A 17561-nucleotide genomic window follows, 5' to 3' on the forward strand; every position below is an offset into this window, starting at 1 on the left:
TGGGAGGGACGATTTCCTAGTAGTCCGATTACTCCGACTAATCTAGTGGGAATTCTAGGGTTTCCTCGCGTTCGGAGGCAACCCGGGTCCCGGCATGTGGGCGGGACGACCGTGGTCTGGCTCGCACAACGCTCGCCGTCCCACGGTCGTTCCGGTTGTTGGGACGGTTCCGTCCCTTATGCATCTACCGGGAATGGGCGAGGACGCCCTTGACGGCGGCCTCGACCGCCTCGGCCCGCCGCAGGTTCTCGGGCCGGGCGAGCCCGTAGTTCCCGCGCAGCGTGGTCGCCTCGTACTCGGTGCGGAAGCGGCCCTTGGCCTGGAGGATCGGCACGACGGTGTCGACGAACGCCTCCAGGCCCGAGGGCAGGACGGCGGGCATGATGTTGAACCCGTCGGCCGCGCCGTTGTCGGCCCAGTCCAGGATCGCGTCGGCGACCTGCTCGGGCGTCCCGGTGAAGGTCCGGTGCCCCCGGCCCCCGCCCAGGCGCCCGATCAGCTGGCGCACCGTCAGGTGCTCGCGGCGGGCGAGGTCGACGATGAGCGTGAAGCGGCTCTTGGCCCCCTCGATCTCGTCCTCCGTCGGCAGGACCGCCGGCAGCTCCCTGTCGAGGTCCAGTTCGGACGGGTCGAGCTTGAGCTGCTTGGCGAGGTTGTTCAGCGCGTACTCGGGGACGATGAGCCGGTCCAGCTCCTCCTCCAAGAGGCGCGCCTCGGCCTCGGTCGATCCCAGGACCGGGACGATCCCCGGCAGGACCAGCACCGCGTCGGGGTCGCGCCCGGCCGCGGCGGCGCGGGCCTTGATGTCGGCGTAGAACGCCTGTGCCTCCTCGATGGTCTGCCAGGCGGTGAAGATCGCCTCGGCGTGGTTGGCCGCGAACGACTTCCCGTCCTCGGAGGACCCGGCCTGCACCAGCAGGGGGTGGCCCTGCGGGGTGCGGGGGACGTTGAGCGCGCCGGCGACCTGGAAGTGCTCGCCCGCGTGGGCCGCGGGGTACAGCAGCCGGTCGTCGCCCCACAGGCCCTCCTCCTTGTCGGCCAGGACCGCCTTGTCGTCCCAGGAGTCCCACAGCTTCTTGGCGACCTGGAGGAACTCCTCCGCCCGCGCATACCGCGCCGAGTGCGAGGGGAGTTCGTCGAGGTTGAAGTTGCGGGCCGCGTCCAAGGTCGCGGTGGTGACGATGTTCCAGCCCACGCGCCCGCCGGAGATGTGGTCGATCGAGGCGAAGCGCCGGGCGAGGTTGTACGGCTCGTTGTAGGTCGTCGAGGCCGTGGCGATGAGCCCGATGTGCGTCGTCAGGGCCGCGATGGCCGCCAGGACCACCGTCGGCTCCAGCGACCCGGAGGGCCGGCGCCCGATCGTGCCCCACAGCGACGGCGAGTCGGCGAAGAAGATCGAGTCCAGCTTGCCCCGCTCGGCGGTCTGCGCCAGCCGCGTGTAGTGCGCGATCGAGGTCGTCGAGTGCGGGTCGGACTCGGGGAGCCGCCAGGACGCCTCGTGGTGCCCGGTGCTCATCAGGAACGCGTTGAGGTGCAGCTTCTTCGGCTCAGCGGTCATGATTCCTCCACTTTGATCTCGACGCCGCCGGCGAGGCCGAGGGCGGCGAGCAGTTCGGTGCGGACGGCCGCGAACGCGGGGTCCGAGGGGTCGCGGGTGCCGTCGAGGTCGATGCGGCGCTCATGTCTCACCACGCCGTGGTCGAGCACCAGCACCCGGTCGGCCAGGACGATCGCCTCGTCCACGTCGTGCGTCACGAGCAGCACCGCGGGACGGTGCCGCTCGTACAGGGCCCTGAGCAGTCCGTGCATCTTGATGCGCGTCAACGCGTCCAGGGCCCCGAAGGGCTCGTCGGCCAGCAGCAGTTCGGGTTCGCGCACCAGCGACCGCGCCAGGGCGACGCGCTGCTGCTCGCCGCCGGACAGCTCCCGGGGCCAGGCCCGCTCGCGTCCGGCGAGCCCGACCTCGGCCAGGGCCTCCTTGCCGCGCTTGACCGCGCCGCTTCCTTGGAGTCCGAGGACGACGTTGCGCAGGACCCGCTGCCACGGCAGCAGCCGGGAGTCCTGGAACACCACCGAGACCTGCTCGGGCACCAGGATGTCCCCGGTCCCCGACGCGTCCTGGTCGAGCCCGGCCAGGGCCCGCAGGAGCGTGGACTTGCCCGAACCGGACCGGCCCAGGAGCGCGACGAACTCGCCGGCCTCGATGGTCAGGTCCAGGCCCGACAGGACGGGGCGGTCGTCGGTGAAGGAGCGGTGGAGGTCGCGGATCTGCACGGCCGCGGTGGCCGTCAGTCCTCCAGGGTGCGCCGCCATGACAGGGCCCTCCTTTGGATCAAGCGGACGACGGTGTCGGAGGCGAGCCCCAGGAGCGCGTACAGGACCAGGCCCACGATGATCACGTCGGTCTGCCCGTACGTCCCGGCCAGCAGCATCATGTACCCGATGCCGCTGGTGGCGTTGACCTGCTCGACCACGACCAGCGACAGCCACGAGGAGGTGACGGCGAACCGCATGCCCAGCAGGAACCCCGGGAGCGCCCCGGGCAGGACCACCCGGCCGACGAACGCGGCCGGCTTGAGCCGCAGCGTCTCGGCCAGTTCGGCGTAGCGCCCGTCGATCGAGCGCAGCCCGTTGTGGGTGTGGATGTAGATCGGGATGAGCACGCCGAGCGCGATCGTGATGATCTTCATCCGCTCGTCGATGCCGAACCACAGCAACAGGAGCGGCAGCAGCGCGAGGTTGGGGATGGACCGCTTGATCTGCACCGGTCCGTCCACGATCGCCTCGCCCCAGCGGCTCAGCCCGGACACGAGCGCGAGGACGAGCCCGGCGAGGACGCCGAAGACGAGTCCGAGCGCGAACCGCCGCGCCGACACCAGGAGGTCGGGGCCCAGTCGCCCGGACTCCCACAGGTCCCACGCGGTCGTGACCACGGTCCACGGTGCGGTGAGGACGCGCGGGTCGATCCAGCCCTGGGCCGAGCCCCAGATCCACACGCCCAGCAGCAGGAGCGGGCCGATGAGGTAGCCGAGCTTGATCGGCTTGCCCGGGCCCAGGCGGCGCTTGCCCCTCGGGCGCGAGGCGCGGCCGGCGGCCAGCTCCTCGTCGTCCACGGGCGGTACGACGGCGGGTGCCGCCGTCTCAGTCTTCGCAGTGCCCTTGACTACGGCGGTCATCACGCACCGCCGTCGCCGTACTCGGCGATGCCCTCGGCCACGAGCGGCTCGAAGCGCCGGTCGTACAGGTCCTCGGCGTCGAGCACCTCGTTGCCGGTGCCCTCGGCGACGATCTGGATCGTCTCCTGGTGGCGCTCGATGGTCTCGTCCCAGGTCGCGGGGAAGTCCGGCTCGCCCTCGCGGTCGAACAGGTACTCCCCGTCCTCGGCCGACAGGCCCTCGTGCTCGACGTACCAGGCGTTGATCCACTCCTCGCGGTTCGCCCGGGTCCACAGCTTCGCCGCGCCCCACAGGCGCACGTACTCGGCGATGGCCGCGGCCTTGTCGGCGTCTTCGAGGACCTCCACGGGCGCGTACAGCACCCACGGGTCGTCGCGCAGGCCGTGCGGGATCGTCGTCGCCCCGTCCGCACCGTACTTGTTCACATAGGACTTCACCTGGGTGCCGCCGATCGGCGCCACGTCGACCTCGTTGCCCGCCAGGGCGTTCGAGTACGTGTCGGCGGTGGACGGCAGCTCGACGAGCTCGACGTCGTCCTGGGTCAGCCCGGCGGCGTCGAGCACCCGCAGGATCAGCGCGCCCTGGGCCTGCCCGGGGGAGTAGGCGATCCGCTTGCCCGCGAGGTCCTCGATGGACGCCACGTCGACGCCGGGTGCGACCCCGAGGTCGTAGATCGGGTGCTCCAGCGGGTCGATGCGCCCGGCGGCGGCCACGATCCGCGTCGGCAGGCCCGTCCAGTTGGTGTGGATCGGCGGGATGTCGGCCACCGAGGAGATGTCGAGGGACTTGGCGCGGAACGCCTCGGCGGACTTGGGCCCGCCGGAGATGTTCGCCCACTCCACCTCGAAGGTCAGCAGGGACACCAGCCCCGACAGCTCGAACGCGAGCTGCTGGGACGGGTCGCCGATGACGAGCCTGGTGCCCTCGGGCACCGCGGTCGGCAGGTCGGCGTCGGCCGCGAGCAGCGGGCCCGCGTCCTCTTCGGAGCAGGCGGCGAGGGCCAGCGCGGCGACGGCGGGCGCGCCCGCCAGGAGGGTTCGTCGGGTGGTCTTCTTGGACGGCATGGGGATGGGCCTTTCGGATTCGAGGAGCGGAGGAAGCGGAGGTCAGTCGAGGGGGGCGGCGGCGCAGTAGCCGCCGGCGTGGTAGACGAGCGGCTCGTGGTCGCCGCCGGTGGCGGCGTCGACGACCAGGGCCAGGACGATGTGGTGGTCGCCGGCCTCGATGCGGTCGGTGACGACGGCCCGCAGGTGCGCGGGGGCGTCGGCGAGCACCGGCTCGCCGGTGTCCAGGCGCGACCAGGCGGTGCCGGAGAAGCGGTCGATGCCGCTGGTGGCGAACCGGGTCGCGATGGCGTGCTGCTCGGCGGACAGGAAGTTCACCGTCAGGCTCTCGGTGTCGCGGACCGCCGGCCACGCCGAGGAGGTCGAGGCGATCGCGAACGACACCAGCGGCGGGTCGAGCGAGACCGAGGTGAGCGAGGTGGCGGTGAACCCGGCCGGGCCGTCCCCGGGGTCGGCGAGCACCACGGTGACGCCGGCGGGATGGGCCCGGAACAGGGACCGGAACGAGGCCGCCTCGACGCCCGCGTGCAGTTGCGTGCTCATGCCTTCGCCTCCGCGCCCGCGATCGCGGCCAGGACCGGCAAGTGCGCGCCCGTCCACTTCGCCAGGTGCGCGTCCAGCTCCGGGAGCTCCTTCTCCCGCAGTGCGAGCGAGGGCACCGGCAGGCTCGCGCCGAGTTCGGCGAGGACCGGGCGCAGCTGGAGGTCGGCGAGGAACCGGTGCTCGGCGGAGGCCGCGATCGTCACCGGGACGGCCACGGTCCCTTCGAGAGCGCCCGGCGGGAGCTGGTCGAGGAAGAGCTTGAGGAGGCCGGTGTAGCTGGCCTTGTAGACGGGCGTGCCGACCACGAGCACCCGGGCGCCGCGGACGCGGGCCTCGGCGTGGTCGAAGCCGGGCGGCTCGATCCCGTCCAGGTAGAGCTCGGCGAGGTCGATCGAGGCGGTCTTGGCCTCGGGGCCGGCGATGGCGGCGGCCAGGGCCTCGGCGGTGGTCAGGGTGCGCGACAGGCGCTTGGGGTTGCCGACCACTGTGGTCACGCTGATGCTGTCGGTCACGGTGCAGTCCTTACGGTGGGTAGCGTGCGAGGGCACGCCCGCAGGAGGGCGTGCTGGAGGGAGACCCGCTGGGGCCCTTGGGGGAACGGTGCCGCGACAGACGGCGGCGGGGAATGCGGTGTGAAGATGTGCGAGTCGGAAGCGGCCCCGGGGGGCGGGTCCCGACTAGCGCATTCGCGGTCGACAGAGGGCGCTGGCGGCGCGCATCTGATCGATTTCGCGCCGCCGCGTCAGAAGGCTGGCGGACGTCATGCCGACAACACTATCAGTATTCCTATAGAAATACTAGGATTTCTTAGATGCTGAGAACCCGGTCCTGGTCGGCGTACCCCGCCGGGCTGGTCCGGTACTCCACGTCGCGGCTGCGCGTGAACCGGTAGCCGACCCCGCGCACGGTCGAGACGAGCACGTCGAACTCGGCGAGCTTGGCCCGCAGGCGCCGCACGTGGACGTCGACGGTGCGCCCCGGCAGCCCCGTGTCCGGTGTCTCCCAGACGTACTGGAGCAGCTCGGTGCGGGTGTGGACCATCCCGGGGTGCCGGGCCAGGAACGCCAGCAGCTCGAATTCGAGCCGGGTCAGGGCCACGACCTGGCCGTGGATGGTCACCTCGCGCCCGGCGGTGTCGATGACGAGCGCGGGCGCGACGGCCGGGGCCTCGGCGACCGGCTCGGACGGAAGCGCCTGCGCCCCTTCGGCGGAGACGGCGACCCGCCCGCCGCCCTGCGCGAGCACGCCGAGCGCCGCGGTGAGGCGGCGCGCCAGGCGCGGGTCGTCGGCGGGGATCTCGACGGTGACGGTGATGGTCGCGGTGCCGGTGCGGCGGTGGGCCGGAGGGCGGGTGCGGGTCTGGACGGGAGTCATGGCTGCGCCTTCGTTCGTTCTCGGTGGGATTCCGGGGTGGGCGGCGTCGTCGGGCAGCGCTCTGGTCAGCGCACCGCCGCGGGGGCGTCGCCCGGGCGACACAGCGCGGAGTCCGAACGCGCGAAGTCGATGTGGCGCCTCTTGGTCCACCTCGGCCTCGCCGGTTCGCTGGTGCGGTTCACCATGACAGCATATCCTATCGATCAAGTAGGATTCAAGTACACGTTCCCATTTGCCCCAGATCACGAGAAGGGAGCCCGCTGCAATGCAGGTCTCCGCTCGCGGCGAATACGCCGTCCGCATCGCGGTCACGCTGGCCACCGGCCATCCGCGCACCATCTCCGCCAGCTCGCTGGCCGCCGTCCAGGCCCTGCCGCGCAAGTTCGCGGAGGTGATCCTCGGCGACCTGCGCCGGGCCCACCTCGTCGACAGCGTGCGCGGGGTCGAGGGCGGCTACCGCCTCTCGCGCGAACCCGAGGCCGTCTCGGTCGGGGAGGTCCTCCGCGCCGTCGACGGCCCCCTGTCCGAGATCCGCGGCCGCCGCCCCGAGGAGACCAGTTACGAAGGGGCCGCGGTGAACCTGCCGCGGCTGTGGGTCGCCGCGCGTGCCGCCGTCCGCTCGGTCTTCGACGAGGTCTCCCTCGCCCAGGCCGCCACAGGGGAGTTCCCGGTCCGCATCGCCGAGCTCACCGCCGCCGACGAGGCCTGGATGCCGCGCTGAGTCCACTGGGGCCGCTTGCGGTTGCGCGGGCGGCGCGCGGGCCGTACCATGCCTATATCCTATTGATCCGATAGGAATACTGGACGGCGGGCCGCCCGCCGCCCCTTCCGAGACAGGGAGTCAGCATGTCCGAAGCCTCGCTCCGCGACCGCACCACCGCGCCCCGCGCCGAAGCCGCGCCCCTGTCCGAAGACGACGCCTTCGCGCTCGTCGCCGCCGGCGCCTTCGAACCCGTGGCCCCCGCCCGCGTCGGCGCCGAGGTCGAATGGCACCTCACCAGCCCCGCCGACCGGCGCCGGCGCATCGACCCCGAGACCGTCAAGGCCCTCCTCGGCGTCCGGGACGCCCTGCCGCGATGTACCCGGCTCAGCTTCGAGCCCGGCGGCGCCCTCGAACTGAGCACCCGGCCCGCCCCCGTCCGCGAATGCTTCGACGACCTCGAAGCCGACCGCGCCCGTGTCAGCGCCGCGCTCGCCGACGAGGGCCTCGAACTCCTGGGCCTGGGCCTGGACCCGGTCCGCCTGCCCCGCAGGGTGGTCCGCAGCGCCCGCTACCAGGCCATGGAGGAGCTGTTCGACCAGGACGGGCGCGCCGGGCGCTGGATGATGGCCAACACCGCCTCCGTCCAGGTCTGCCTCGACACCGGCACCGAGGACTCCGGCCCGCACGGCCTGGCCGAGCGGTGGGCCCTGGCCCACCGCCTCGCCCCCGTCCTCGTCGCCGCCTTCGCCAACTCCCCGCTGCGCCGCGGCGAGCCGAGCCTGTGGCGGTCCACCCGCCAGCACGTGTGGACCGCGATCGACCCCACCCGCTCGCGCCCCGTCCCCGCCGGCGACCCCCGCGAGACCTGGGCGGCCTACGCCCTCGACGCCCGCGTCATGGCCGTCCGCGGCCCCGGCCGCTGGACCGTCCCCCGCGGCCTCACCTTCCGCGACTGGCTGCGCTCCACCAGCCTGCGCCCGCCCACCCAGGGCGACCTCGACTTCCACCTCTCGACCCTGTTCCCGCCCGTGCGCCCCCGCGGCCGCTACCTCGAACTGCGCATGATCGACGCCCAGCCCGGCCCCGACTGGATCGTCCCGGTCGCCCTGGCCGCCGCCCTCTTCGACCACCCCGCCGCGGCCGCGGCCGCCAACGAGGCCCTCGAACCGCTCTGGCACGACGCGACCGCCGCCGACCTGTACCTGCGCGCGGCCACCGCCGCCCTCCACGACGCCCCGATCGCCGCGGCCGCCCGCGCCTGCTTCACCGCCGCCCTCGCGGCCCAGACCGACCCCGTCATCGCCGCCGCACTCGACCGCTACACCGAGTCCTTCGTCGCCAGGAACCGCACCCGCGCCGACGACCTGGTGTCCGACCCGCGCTGAAACGTGCACTGTGGCCCGAGTCTCGGCGGGGCCGCCCAGGTCAACGGGGGACCGCCGGTTCCCAAGGGGGCCGCTACTATTGGGGCGACCTCCACCCCGCCGCCTCGACTTGGACGCCGCATGCCTGCAACGCCCCCCTCCCTCAACCGCCGACTGCTGCTGGGAGGGGCCCTCGGCGCCGCGGGGATCGGCGCCGGCGTCGGCCTCGCGGCCTACTTCACCGGCGCCGACACCCCGCGCATCACCCCAGTCGAGGGCCCCACGAACCCCCTCGACTTCGACCACCTGCGCAAGCGCGCGGCCGAACTCCTCGTCGGCGGCGAGATCCACCCCGAGGACCCCGAGTACGCGCCCGCCATCTCCCGCATCGACGCCGAGGCCGCCCCGCTGTGGGAGACCATGGACCGCACCGAGTCCCGCACCGCCGTGTGGCCCGACCTCGCCCCCGTCTCCTCGGCCTCCAACTTCAACAACTCCTTCCGCCAGCTCTACCGCCTCGCCATCGCCTGGGCCACCCCCGGCACCGCCCAGTACGGCAGCGACGAGGTCGCCGACGCCGTCGTCGCCTCCCTCGGCCTGCTCTACGACGGCGGCTACAACGAGCACGCCGAACAGGTCGACAACTGGTACTGGTGGGAGATCGGCTCGCCCGCGGCCCTCATGCGCACCTGCACGATCCTCTACGACCGCATCCCCGCCGAGCGCCTCGCGAACTACCTCGCCGCCGTCGACCGCTGGTGCCCCGACGCCGACATGCGCGTGGTCAACCCCAACACGCACGAGACCGGCGCCAACCGGGCCGACAAGGCCGTCATCCTCGCGCTGCGCGGCATCCTCGGCCGCGACGAGGACAAGCTCCGCCAGGCCCGCGACGACCTCTCCGGGAAGGTCGACGACGGCCGCCACAGCCTCTTCCAGTACGTCACCGAAGGCGACGGGTTCTACCGCGACGGCTCGCTCATCCAGCACGACGACGTCCCCTACGCCGCCGCCTACGGCACCACCCTCCTGTCCTCCACCGGCATGGCCGTGTCGCTCCTGGCCGGCTCCGCCGGGGAGGTCGTCGACGAGGACGTGCCGGTCCTCTACGACGCCGTCGAGCGCTCCTACGCGCCGTTCGTCGAGGACGGCCTGTTCATGGACTGCGTGTACGGGCGCGGCATCTCGCGCCCCGAGCAGCGCGACTTCCACAACTCGGCCGGGTTCATCACCGCCCTCACCCAGCTCGCCGTCGGCGCCCCCGCCGAGTACCGCTCCCGCTGGGACGCCCTCGTCAAAGGCTGGGTCCAGCGCTCGCAGGAGCACTTCCCCTACGCCGCCCAGGCCGGCATCGCCGGGATCGGCCGCGTCAAGGCGATCCTCGACGACGACGATGTCGCCCCCGCCGACCGCGACGACCGTACCCGCGTCTTCGCCGACATGGACCGCGTCCTGGTCCGCCGCCCCGCCTGGTCCTGGGCGCTCTCGCTGTCCTCGGGCCGCGTCGCGGCGTACGAGATGGGCAACTGGGAGAACCTCCGCGGCTGGTACACCGGCGACGGCATGGCCTACCTCTACCTGCCCGGCGACCCCGGCCAGTACAACGACGACTTCTGGCCCACCGCGAACCCCTACCGCCTGCCCGGCACCACCGTGGACACCCGCGAACGCGAGGTCATCGCCGCCAGCGAAGGCATGGTGAAGCTCCTGCCGGAGAACGCCGTCGCCGGCGGCGCCGTCCTCGACGACCGGTACGCGGCCGCCGCCTTCGACCTGGTCGCCGACGGCTCCACCCTGCGCGCCAAGAAGTCCTGGTTCGTCCTCGACGACGCCGTCGTCGCCCTCGGCGCGGGCATCACCGCCTCCGACGGGCGCATCATCGAGACCACCGTCGAGCATCGCAACCTCGGCGAGGACGGCGCCCCTTCATTGAGCGTCAACGGCGACGAGCAGTCCACCGAACCCGGCTGGTCGGCGAGCCTCGACGACGCCCGCTGGATCCACCTCGACGGCGTCGGCGGCTACGTCTTCCCCCAGGGCGCCACCGGACTGCGCGGCCTGCGCGAGGCCCGCGACGGCGCCTGGAACGACATCGAGCAGGGCCCCACCACCGGCGGCGGCGACACCACCGTCCACACCCGCCGCTACGCCACCCTCTGGTTCGACCACGGCGCCTCGCCCGCGAACGCGGCCTACGCTTACATTCTCCTGCCCGGCGCCGACGCGGCCCAGACCGCGACCCTCGCCGGAGGCTCGCGGATCACCGTCCTCGCCAACACCGCCACCGTTCAAGCCGTCCAGGACGAGAGCAGCGGCCTCATCGCGGCCCACTTCTGGGAGGCCGGTGAAGCCGGAGGCCTCGCCTGCGACGCCCCCGCTTCGGTCCTGGTCCGCCGCACCGACGACGGCCTCACCGTGGCCGTGGCCGACTCCGGCCGCACCACCGGCACGGTCGGCATCGAACTGCCGTTCCCCGCAAGCGAACTCGCCGAAGCCGACGACACCGTCGACTTCGAGGCGGGGGACCGGCCGCGCCTGACCGTGGACCTCACCGACACCGGCGGCCAGACCCAGGCCGCGGTGCTCCGCTAACGCCCGACGTCGCTGCGGCGCAGCCACTCCGTGCCCAGGATCGCGGCCACCGCCGCGAGGACCAGGGCCGCGAGTTCGACCGGGCCGTACCAGGACGGGACGCCGTCCCGCACGTACTCGGCGACCCATGCGTCCGACTCCGAAGCGGCCGCGACTGCGAGGCGCCAGTCCAGGTCGAACGCACCAGGGATCACCGCGAGGACGATCGCGAGCACCGTCGCCCACATAGCAACGCGCACCACCCGGCGACCGCGCGAGGCCAGGACCGCCGCGGTCGCGAACAGGACCGCGACGACCGCGAAGACGAGGATCATGAACCAGTAGGGCCCGAACCAGGCGACCGGCGCGAACTGCTCGCACGCCGAGGCGTAGCCCGGGTTCTGCTCGGAGGCGCAGCCCGCGGACGAATCGGCGGTGAAGTCGCCGTAGAGCGCGACCTTCAGGGCCGCCAGTCCCGCGAACAGCACCGCCGCCGTCCACAGTGCTGCAACTGCCGCCTTGGCTCCCATGTGCCGCTCCCCGCCTCGATCCGGATGGACCCCAACTGTAGGAGCGCCCGGCTAGGGCCGGAAGCGGTACCCCATGCCCGGCTCGGTGAGCAGGTGGACCGGGCGGGCCGGGTCGGCTTCGAGTTTGCGGCGCAGCTGGGCCATGTACTGGCGCAGGTAGTTCGTCTCGCGGTCGTAGTTGGGGCCCCAGACGCGGTGGAGGAGCTCGCGCTGGCTCACCAGCTTCCCGGGGTTGCGCAGCAGCACTTCGAGGAGCTGCCACTCGGTCGGGGTCAGGCGCACCTCCTCGCCGTCCTTGCGGACCTCCCGCGCCGCCAGGTCGACCGTGACCGGGCCGATCGCCGTCACCGGCGACTCCGAGCCCGGCCCCGACCGGCGCGTCGCCGCCCGCACGCGGGCCAGCAGCTCGCCGATGTCGAACGGCTTGGTCACGTAGTCGTCCGCGCCCGCATCCAAAGCGGCGATCTTCTCGGCGCTGGCGGCCCGGCCCGACAGGACCAGGATCGGCGCCTTCGACCAGCCGCGCAGGCCCTCGATCACCTCTGAGCCGTCCATGTCCGGCAGCCCCAGGTCCAGCACCACCAGGTCGGGCACCACCGCCGCCGCGGCGCGCAGCGCCTGCGCGCCGTCGGCCGCGGTCGTCACCTCGTACCCGTGCGCCGACAGGTTGATCCGCAGCGCCCGCGCGATCTGCGGCTCGTCGTCCACCACCAGGACCTTGATCACTCAGCACCCTCTCCATCCGGCGCCGCGACCCGCAGCGCCAGCACCATCGTCAAACCGCCGCCGGGAGTCGCCTCCGCGGCCAGCGTGCCGCCCATCGCCTCGGCCAGGCCGCGCGAGAGCGCCAGCCCCAGGCCGACGCCCGTCGTGTTGTCCCGGTCCCCGAGCCGCTGGAACGGGCGGAACATCGTCTCGCGGTCCTCGTCGGGGACGCCCGGGCCGCGGTCGACCACCCGCAGCTCCACCGCCCCGCCGTGGATGCCCGCCGTCACGCGCGGCGGCTCGTCCTCGGGACTGAACCGCAGCGCGTTCGCGATGACGTTCACCAGGATCCGCTGCAGCAGCCCCGGATCGGCCAGCACCTCCGGCAGGTCCGGGCGCACGTCCAGGCTCACGTCCGCCGCGGCGTCGCCGATCTCGTCGAGCGCCCACGGCACCGCCTCGTCGAGCGCGATCGGCACCGGGTCCGCGCCCAGCACCCCCGCCTGGAGGCGGCTCATGTCCAGTAGGTTGTCCACCAGCCCGGTCAGGCGCGCCAGCGACTCCTCGGCCGACTCCAGCAGCTCCTGCCGCTCCGCCGGCGTGAACAGCTCCCCAGTGGACCTCAGGCTCGACACCGCGACCCGCGTCGACGCCAACGGTGTGCGCAGGTCGTGCGAGACCGCCGCCAGCAGCGCCGTCCGCAGCTTGTCCGCGTCCGTCAACCGCTGCACCGCCTCGGCCTTGCGCTCCAGCCGCTCGCGCTCCAGCGCCGCGGCGGCGTGCATCGCGAACGCCTGCGCGATCCGCCGGTCCGCCGCCTCAAGCGTGTGCCCGCGCAAGGCCATCGCGAGGTCGTCGTTGATCGGCAGGTCGTTCTCGGCCGCCCCCGGGCTGCCGCACGCCGTGCCCGCGTGGGCGACCACCCGCCACGCCTTGGGGTCGCGCCGCTCGTCGGGCCCCGCGCCCGGCTCGGTCCGCTCCAGCAGCGTCACCGACGTCAGGTTGAACGTCTCCCGCAGCTGCTCCAGCAGGTCGTCGAGCCGGTTGCCGCCCCGCAGCACGTTGCCCGCCAACGTCGCCAGGGTCTGCGCCTCCGCGCTGGCCCGCGCCGCCAGCCGCGCCCGCGCGGCCGACAGGTTCACCACCGCGGCCCCGCCCAGCGCCAGCGCCACGAAGATGACCAGGGCGATCAGCTGCTCCTGGTCGTGGATCTTGAACTCGTAGTAGGGCGTCGCGAAGAAGTAGTTGAGGAGGAAGAACCCCAGCAGCGCCCCCAGCAGCGCCGGCCACATGCCGCCGGTCAGCGTCAGGGCCATGACCGCGGTGAGGACGATGAGGATCATCGTCGTCAGCGACAGCTCCTCGTGGAAGGGGATGAGCACCACCACGAGCCCCGGAATCCCCAGGAACGCCAGGCCGATCCCGAGGCGCCTGCGGGCCGTGTCGATCAGGTACCGGCCCGAGCGGCCGCGCTTGACGCTCGCGACCCGCTCGTGGCTGACCAGGTGCACGTCGATCTTCCCCGACCGCGCCGTCGTGGTGACGCCGACGCCGCGCGAGATCGCCTGCGCGAACCGGCCCCGGCGCGAGGCCCCCAGGACCAGCTGGGTCGCGTTGGCGCCCTGGGCGAACTCCAGGAGGGCGTCGGGGATCGAGTCGCCCACCACCTGGTGGTAGGACCCGCCGAGGTCCTCGACGAGGTTGCGCTGGCGGGCGAGGTTGCGCGCCGACTTCGCGGAGGTGAGCCCGTCCCCGGAGGCGACGTACACCGCTTTCAGATCGGCGCCGCCCGAACGGGCGGCGATGCGCGCGGCCCGGCGGATGAGCGTGTCGCCCTCGTCGCCGCCCGACAGTGCGACCACGACGCGTTCTTTGGACTCCCACACCTTGGTGATGTGCTGGGCCTCGCGGTACTGCTCCAGCTGGTCCTCGACCTTGTCGGCCAGCCACAGCAGCGCGATCTCGCGCAGCGCGGTCAGGTTGCCGACCCGGAAGTAGTTCGACAATGCGGCGTCCACCTTCTCCGGGGGGTACACGTTGCCGTGGATCATGCGGCGCCGCAGCGCCTCCGGGGTGATGTCGGCCAGCTCGACCTGGTCGGCGCGGCGCACGACCTCGTCGGGGACGGTCTCGCGCTGGGGGACGCCGGTGATCTCGGCGACGACGTCGTTGAGCGATTCGAGGTGCTGCACGTTGACGGTGGAGATGACGTCGATCCCGGCGTCGAGGAGCTCGTCGATGTCCTGCCAGCGCTTCTCGTTGCGCGAGCCGGGGACGTTGGTGTGCGCGAGCTCGTCGACGAGCGCGACCCTGGGGGCGCGGCGCACGACGGCGTCGACGTCGAACTCCTCGAAGACCGCCCCCCGGTACTCCAGGGACCGGCGCGGCACCGTCTCCAGGTCGCCGATGAGGTCGGCGGTGGCGCGGCGGCCGTGGGTCTCGACGTAGCCGATGACGACGTCGGTCCCGCGCTCGGCGCGGCGGTGGGCTTCTTCGAGCGCGGTGAAGGTCTTCCCGACTCCGGGGGCCGCTCCTAGGTAGATCCGCAGTTGTCCACGTGGCACCTGCTAATCATTCACGCGTTTCGCCAGTTCGGCCGTCAAGAACGCGTCAAAGGTGTCATGGCCGACTCAGGCGCCGCCGAGGAACTGGGCGATGACGGGGGTCGCGGCGCCCTTCGCGACGGCGTCGGGGCCGAGCTGGCCGGGGGCGATGCGGGCGCTGGCGAAGGGCTGCTTGAGGGCGTAGGCGCCGGTGGCGGCGGCGATGTCGTCGAGGCGGCGGCCGGCGAGCATGAGCCCGGCCCAGCCGCCGATGACGATGAGCTCGGGGTTGAAGAGGTTGAGCAGGTCGGCCAGGCCCGCACCGAGATAGCGGACCGTCTCGTCGACGACGGCGACCGCGGCGGGGGAGGGGTCGTCGAGGAGCCGCTGCAGGGCGGCCTCTTCGCCTCCGGCGAGGTCGATGCGTCCGGCGGCGGCGAGGTAGCGGTCGAGGATGCCTTCGGCGCCGACGTAGGCCTCCAGGCAGCCGCGGCTGCCGCACCGGCAGGTGCGCCCGTCGACGCGCATGGTGGTGTGGCCCCATTCGCCGGCGCTCGATCCGGCGCCGCGGTAGAGGGCCCCGTCGGTGACGACGCAGGAGCCGACGCCGGAGCCGATGAGGGCGATGATGGCGTTGGCGGCGCCCTGCCCGGCCCCGAGCCACAGTTCGGCCTGGCCCATGGTCATCGCGCCGTTCTCGACGTGGACGGGGAGCGGGTCGAGGCGGTCGGCGAGGATGCGGCCCAGGGGGACGGCGTCCCAGCCGAAGGCCTGGGCGTGGACGATGCCGTCGGGGCCGTACTCGACGATGCCGGGCATGCCGACGCCGACGCCGATCACGGGGACGCCTCCGGCGGCGGTGAGGACCTCTTTGACGCCGTCGGCGATGTGCTCGATGACGGTGGCCGGGTCGTGGCGTCCGGCTTCGAGGGCGTAGCGGGCGGCGGCGCGGGCGGTGAGCTTGAGGTCGAGGAGTTCGACCTGGACGTGGGTCTCGCCGACGTCGACGCCGACGACCAGGGCGTGGCCGGGGTCGACGTCGAGGAGGATGTGGGGCCGGCCGCCGTCGGAGTCGACCTTCCCGGCCTCGCGGAGGATCCCCTCGGCGATGAGCTCGGCGGTCACGTTCGAGACCGTGGCGGTGCTCAGGTTCGTGGCGGGGGCGAGGTCGCGGCGGGTGAGCGGGCCGTCGAAGTACAGCGTCCGCAGCAGGCGCGTCCGGTTGCCGAGCTTGAGGTCGCGCGTGGTCATCCGCTTGGGGCGTTCCATCTGTCCACCAGTCCGTGAAGTTACCTGTCCGAGACCATGCCGGTATTGCGGGGAGATTGACGGCACGTGTCGCACTACTTAATCTAAGTCTTAACAGTAAGTCGTAGACCTACTGGTCCAGCCTACCTCTCGTTCAAAATCCCTCCCGGCCTCCGGCGTCCCCCGGCGGCCGCAGCAAGGAGCTTCCACATGAGGATCACACCTCCCCTCCGCGCCCGGAGCACGGCGGCCGCCAAGGCCGCCGCCGTCGGCGCCGCCGCACTCCTCGCCGCCACCGCCTGCCTCGACGGGGGCGGCTCCTCCGCCTCCGACAAGGTCGAGATCCGCTGGTTCGTCGGCATGGGCGCGGGCTCGGACGCCCCGACCATCCCCGCCCAGGAACTGATCGTCGAGGAGTTCAACGCCAGCCAGGACGACATCGAACTCGTCCTGGAGATCGTCGACGCCGACCAGGCCCCGAACATCCTCTCCACCCAGATCGCCACCGGCGACGCCCCCGACATCGTCGGCCCCATGGGCATCCGCGGCCGCTCCACCTTCCCCGGCGCCTGGCTCGACCTCACCCCGTACATCGAGGAGAACGACTACGACCTCACCGACTTCGACCCGGCCCTGGTCGACTTCTACCGCATCGAGGAAGAAGGCCAGATCGGCCTGCCCTTCGCGGTCTTCCCGTCCTTCATGTACGTCAACCTCGACCTGTTCGACGAGGCCGGCCTGCCCTACCCGCCCCAGGAGTACGGCGCCCCCTACATCGACGCCGAGGGCGTCGAGCACGTCTGGGACATCGCGACCATGACCGAGCTCGCCAAGCAGCTCACCGTCGACGCCGAAGGCAACGACGCCACCAGCGCCGACTTCGACCCCGCGAACATCGTCCAGTTCGGCTTCGGCAACGTCTTCGCCGACATCCGCGCCCAGTCCACCCTCTTCGGCGCCGGGTCCCTCGTGGACGCCGAGGGCAACGCCCAGATCCCGCCGGCCTGGGCCGAGGCCCAGCAGTGGTACTACGACGGCATGTGGACCGAGCACTTCATCCCCAACGGCCCCTACGGCGACTCCGACATGCTCAACGCCGGGTCCTGGTTCGAGTCCGGCAACCTCGCCATGGGCTACACCCACCTGTGGTACGCCACCTGCTGCATGGCCGGGTTCGAAGGCACCTGGGACACCGCCGCCGCCCCCTCCTACGACGGCACCACCACCGCCAAGCTCCACGCCGACACGTTCTCGATCACCAAGGACACCGCGCACCCCGACGAGGCGTTCGACGTCCTCACCTACCTCATCGGCGACGCCGCCGAGTCCCTCACCCAGACCTACGGCGGCATGCCCGCGCGCATCAGCCTCCAGGACGGCTACTTCGACCGCGTCGGCGCCGCCAACTTCGAAGGCCAGGACATCAACTGGGACGTCGCCGTCAACGGCATGAGCTACGTCGACAACCCCTCCCACGAGGGCGGCATGCCGAACTTCCTCGAATCCGAGGCGGTCCTGGCCGAGTACGCCACCAAGTTCAACCAGGAGGAGGGACTCGACATCCCCACCGAACTGGCGAACCTCCAAGCCGAGCTCCAAGCCGTCTTCGACGCCGCCCAGTAGCCGCACCCCCCGAGACCCGACACCCCGGGTCTCGCCTCCCCGCCGGGCGGGCGGCACCCCCGCCCGCCCGGCGCACCCCACCACACCTGTCATGCCTCTCGAAGGGCCACAACCCAT

General features: G+C 72.3%; 15 protein-coding genes. 4 read left to right on the forward strand and 11 right to left on the reverse strand.

Features of this window, described 5'->3' with window-relative positions; translation table 11 throughout:
* Window positions 1–184 precede the first annotated feature (184 nt).
* From DI269_RS11930 to DI269_RS28640, 7 genes are all read right to left on the reverse strand, one after another.
* Window positions 185–1558: an LLM class flavin-dependent oxidoreductase gene (locus tag DI269_RS11930; protein ID WP_112136151.1), complete on the reverse strand. Its 1374-nt coding sequence runs from the start codon at window positions 1556–1558 to the stop codon at window positions 185–187.
* Window positions 1555–2313: an ABC transporter ATP-binding protein gene (locus tag DI269_RS11935; RefSeq protein ID WP_112136153.1), complete on the reverse strand. Its 759-nt coding sequence runs from the start codon at window positions 2311–2313 to the stop codon at window positions 1555–1557. The genes DI269_RS11930 and DI269_RS11935 overlap by 4 nt, the downstream gene beginning before the upstream one ends.
* Entirely contained in the window at window positions 2289–3176 is an 888-nt protein-coding gene (locus DI269_RS11940) for an ABC transporter permease (RefSeq protein WP_112136155.1), read from the reverse strand. Before DI269_RS11940 ends, DI269_RS11935 begins: the two co-directional genes overlap by 25 nt.
* Entirely contained in the window at window positions 3176–4240 is a 1065-nt protein-coding gene (locus tag DI269_RS11945) for an ABC transporter substrate-binding protein (protein WP_112136157.1), read from the reverse strand. The genes DI269_RS11940 and DI269_RS11945 overlap by 1 nt, the downstream gene beginning before the upstream one ends.
* Before the next feature lie 42 nt (window positions 4241–4282).
* Window positions 4283–4783 (reverse strand): flavin reductase family protein, encoded by a 501-nt coding sequence (locus DI269_RS11950; RefSeq protein ID WP_112136159.1) that lies wholly within the window; start codon window positions 4781–4783, stop codon window positions 4283–4285.
* The gene (locus tag DI269_RS11955; RefSeq protein ID WP_112136161.1) at window positions 4780–5295 is read right to left on the reverse strand and encodes an NADPH-dependent FMN reductase; all 516 of its coding nucleotides are present in this window, start codon (window positions 5293–5295) and stop codon (window positions 4780–4782) included. Before DI269_RS11955 ends, DI269_RS11950 begins: the two co-directional genes overlap by 4 nt.
* 295 nt (window positions 5296–5590) lie before the next feature.
* Complete coding sequence (locus tag DI269_RS28640) at window positions 5591–6157, reverse strand: winged helix-turn-helix domain-containing protein (RefSeq protein WP_112136164.1); 567 nt, start codon at window positions 6155–6157, stop codon at window positions 5591–5593.
* A 265-nt stretch (window positions 6158–6422) separates the two neighbouring features.
* On the opposite strand from DI269_RS28640, the gene DI269_RS11965 reads away from it, so the two are divergent.
* From DI269_RS11965 to DI269_RS11975, 3 genes are all read left to right on the forward strand, one after another.
* Window positions 6423–6878, forward strand: coding sequence for an RrF2 family transcriptional regulator (locus DI269_RS11965; RefSeq protein ID WP_112136166.1), 456 nt, complete (start codon window positions 6423–6425; stop codon window positions 6876–6878).
* A gap of 125 nt (window positions 6879–7003) precedes the next feature.
* The gene (locus DI269_RS11970) at window positions 7004–8245 is read left to right on the forward strand and encodes a glutamate-cysteine ligase family protein (protein ID WP_112136168.1); all 1242 of its coding nucleotides are present in this window, start codon (window positions 7004–7006) and stop codon (window positions 8243–8245) included.
* Window positions 8246–8365: 120 nt separating this feature from the next.
* Window positions 8366–10816, forward strand: a complete 2451-nt coding sequence (locus DI269_RS11975; RefSeq protein WP_112136170.1) for a polysaccharide lyase 8 family protein — start codon at window positions 8366–8368, stop codon at window positions 10814–10816.
* Here the strand turns inward: DI269_RS11975 and DI269_RS11980 are convergent.
* The 4 genes from DI269_RS11980 to DI269_RS11995 form a co-directional block, all read right to left on the reverse strand.
* Window positions 10813–11325, reverse strand: a complete 513-nt coding sequence (locus tag DI269_RS11980; protein WP_157974921.1) for a hypothetical protein — start codon at window positions 11323–11325, stop codon at window positions 10813–10815. The genes DI269_RS11975 and DI269_RS11980 overlap by 4 nt on opposite strands.
* Before the next feature lie 51 nt (window positions 11326–11376).
* On the reverse strand, window positions 11377–12051 hold the full coding sequence (locus DI269_RS11985; RefSeq protein WP_112136175.1) for a response regulator: 675 nt from the start codon (window positions 12049–12051) through the stop codon (window positions 11377–11379).
* Window positions 12048–14594: a sensor histidine kinase gene (locus tag DI269_RS11990; RefSeq protein ID WP_112136177.1), complete on the reverse strand. Its 2547-nt coding sequence runs from the start codon at window positions 14592–14594 to the stop codon at window positions 12048–12050. Before DI269_RS11990 ends, DI269_RS11985 begins: the two co-directional genes overlap by 4 nt.
* Before the next feature lie 66 nt (window positions 14595–14660).
* Window positions 14661–15842, reverse strand: coding sequence for an ROK family transcriptional regulator (locus tag DI269_RS11995; RefSeq protein WP_112136179.1), 1182 nt, complete (start codon window positions 15840–15842; stop codon window positions 14661–14663).
* Between the two features lie 189 nt (window positions 15843–16031).
* Here DI269_RS11995 and DI269_RS12000 point away from each other — a divergent pair, with 189 nt between their 5' ends.
* On the forward strand, window positions 16032–17444 hold the full coding sequence (locus tag DI269_RS12000; RefSeq protein ID WP_112136181.1) for an ABC transporter substrate-binding protein: 1413 nt from the start codon (window positions 16032–16034) through the stop codon (window positions 17442–17444).
* Window positions 17445–17561: the final 117 nt, after the last annotated feature.

The organism is Glycomyces dulcitolivorans (genome assembly GCF_003265355.1).
Lineage (GTDB): Bacteria > Actinomycetota > Actinomycetes > Mycobacteriales > Micromonosporaceae > Glycomyces > Glycomyces dulcitolivorans.

What these genes read in the sequence shown, in the direction of transcription:
- DI269_RS11965 (WP_112136166.1), top strand. Translation starts at nt 6,423, where the DNA reads ATGCAGGTCTCCGCTCGCGGCGAATACGCCGTCCGCATCGCGGTCACG.
- DI269_RS11940 (WP_112136155.1), bottom strand. Translation starts at nt 3,176, where the DNA reads ATGACCGCCGTAGTCAAGGGCACTGCGAAGACTGAGACGGCGGCACCC.
- DI269_RS11950 (WP_112136159.1), bottom strand. Translation starts at nt 4,783, where the DNA reads ATGAGCACGCAACTGCACGCGGGCGTCGAGGCGGCCTCGTTCCGGTCC.
- DI269_RS28640 (WP_112136164.1), bottom strand. Translation starts at nt 6,157, where the DNA reads ATGACTCCCGTCCAGACCCGCACCCGCCCTCCGGCCCACCGCCGCACC.
- DI269_RS12000 (WP_112136181.1), top strand. Translation starts at nt 16,032, where the DNA reads ATGAGGATCACACCTCCCCTCCGCGCCCGGAGCACGGCGGCCGCCAAG.
- DI269_RS11995 (WP_112136179.1), bottom strand. Translation starts at nt 15,842, where the DNA reads ATGGAACGCCCCAAGCGGATGACCACGCGCGACCTCAAGCTCGGCAAC.
- DI269_RS11935 (WP_112136153.1), bottom strand. Translation starts at nt 2,313, where the DNA reads ATGGCGGCGCACCCTGGAGGACTGACGGCCACCGCGGCCGTGCAGATC.
- DI269_RS11930 (WP_112136151.1), bottom strand. Translation starts at nt 1,558, where the DNA reads ATGACCGCTGAGCCGAAGAAGCTGCACCTCAACGCGTTCCTGATGAGC.
- DI269_RS11970 (WP_112136168.1), top strand. Translation starts at nt 7,004, where the DNA reads ATGTCCGAAGCCTCGCTCCGCGACCGCACCACCGCGCCCCGCGCCGAA.
- DI269_RS11975 (WP_112136170.1), top strand. Translation starts at nt 8,366, where the DNA reads ATGCCTGCAACGCCCCCCTCCCTCAACCGCCGACTGCTGCTGGGAGGG.
- DI269_RS11980 (WP_157974921.1), bottom strand. Translation starts at nt 11,325, where the DNA reads ATGGGAGCCAAGGCGGCAGTTGCAGCACTGTGGACGGCGGCGGTGCTG.
- DI269_RS11945 (WP_112136157.1), bottom strand. Translation starts at nt 4,240, where the DNA reads ATGCCGTCCAAGAAGACCACCCGACGAACCCTCCTGGCGGGCGCGCCC.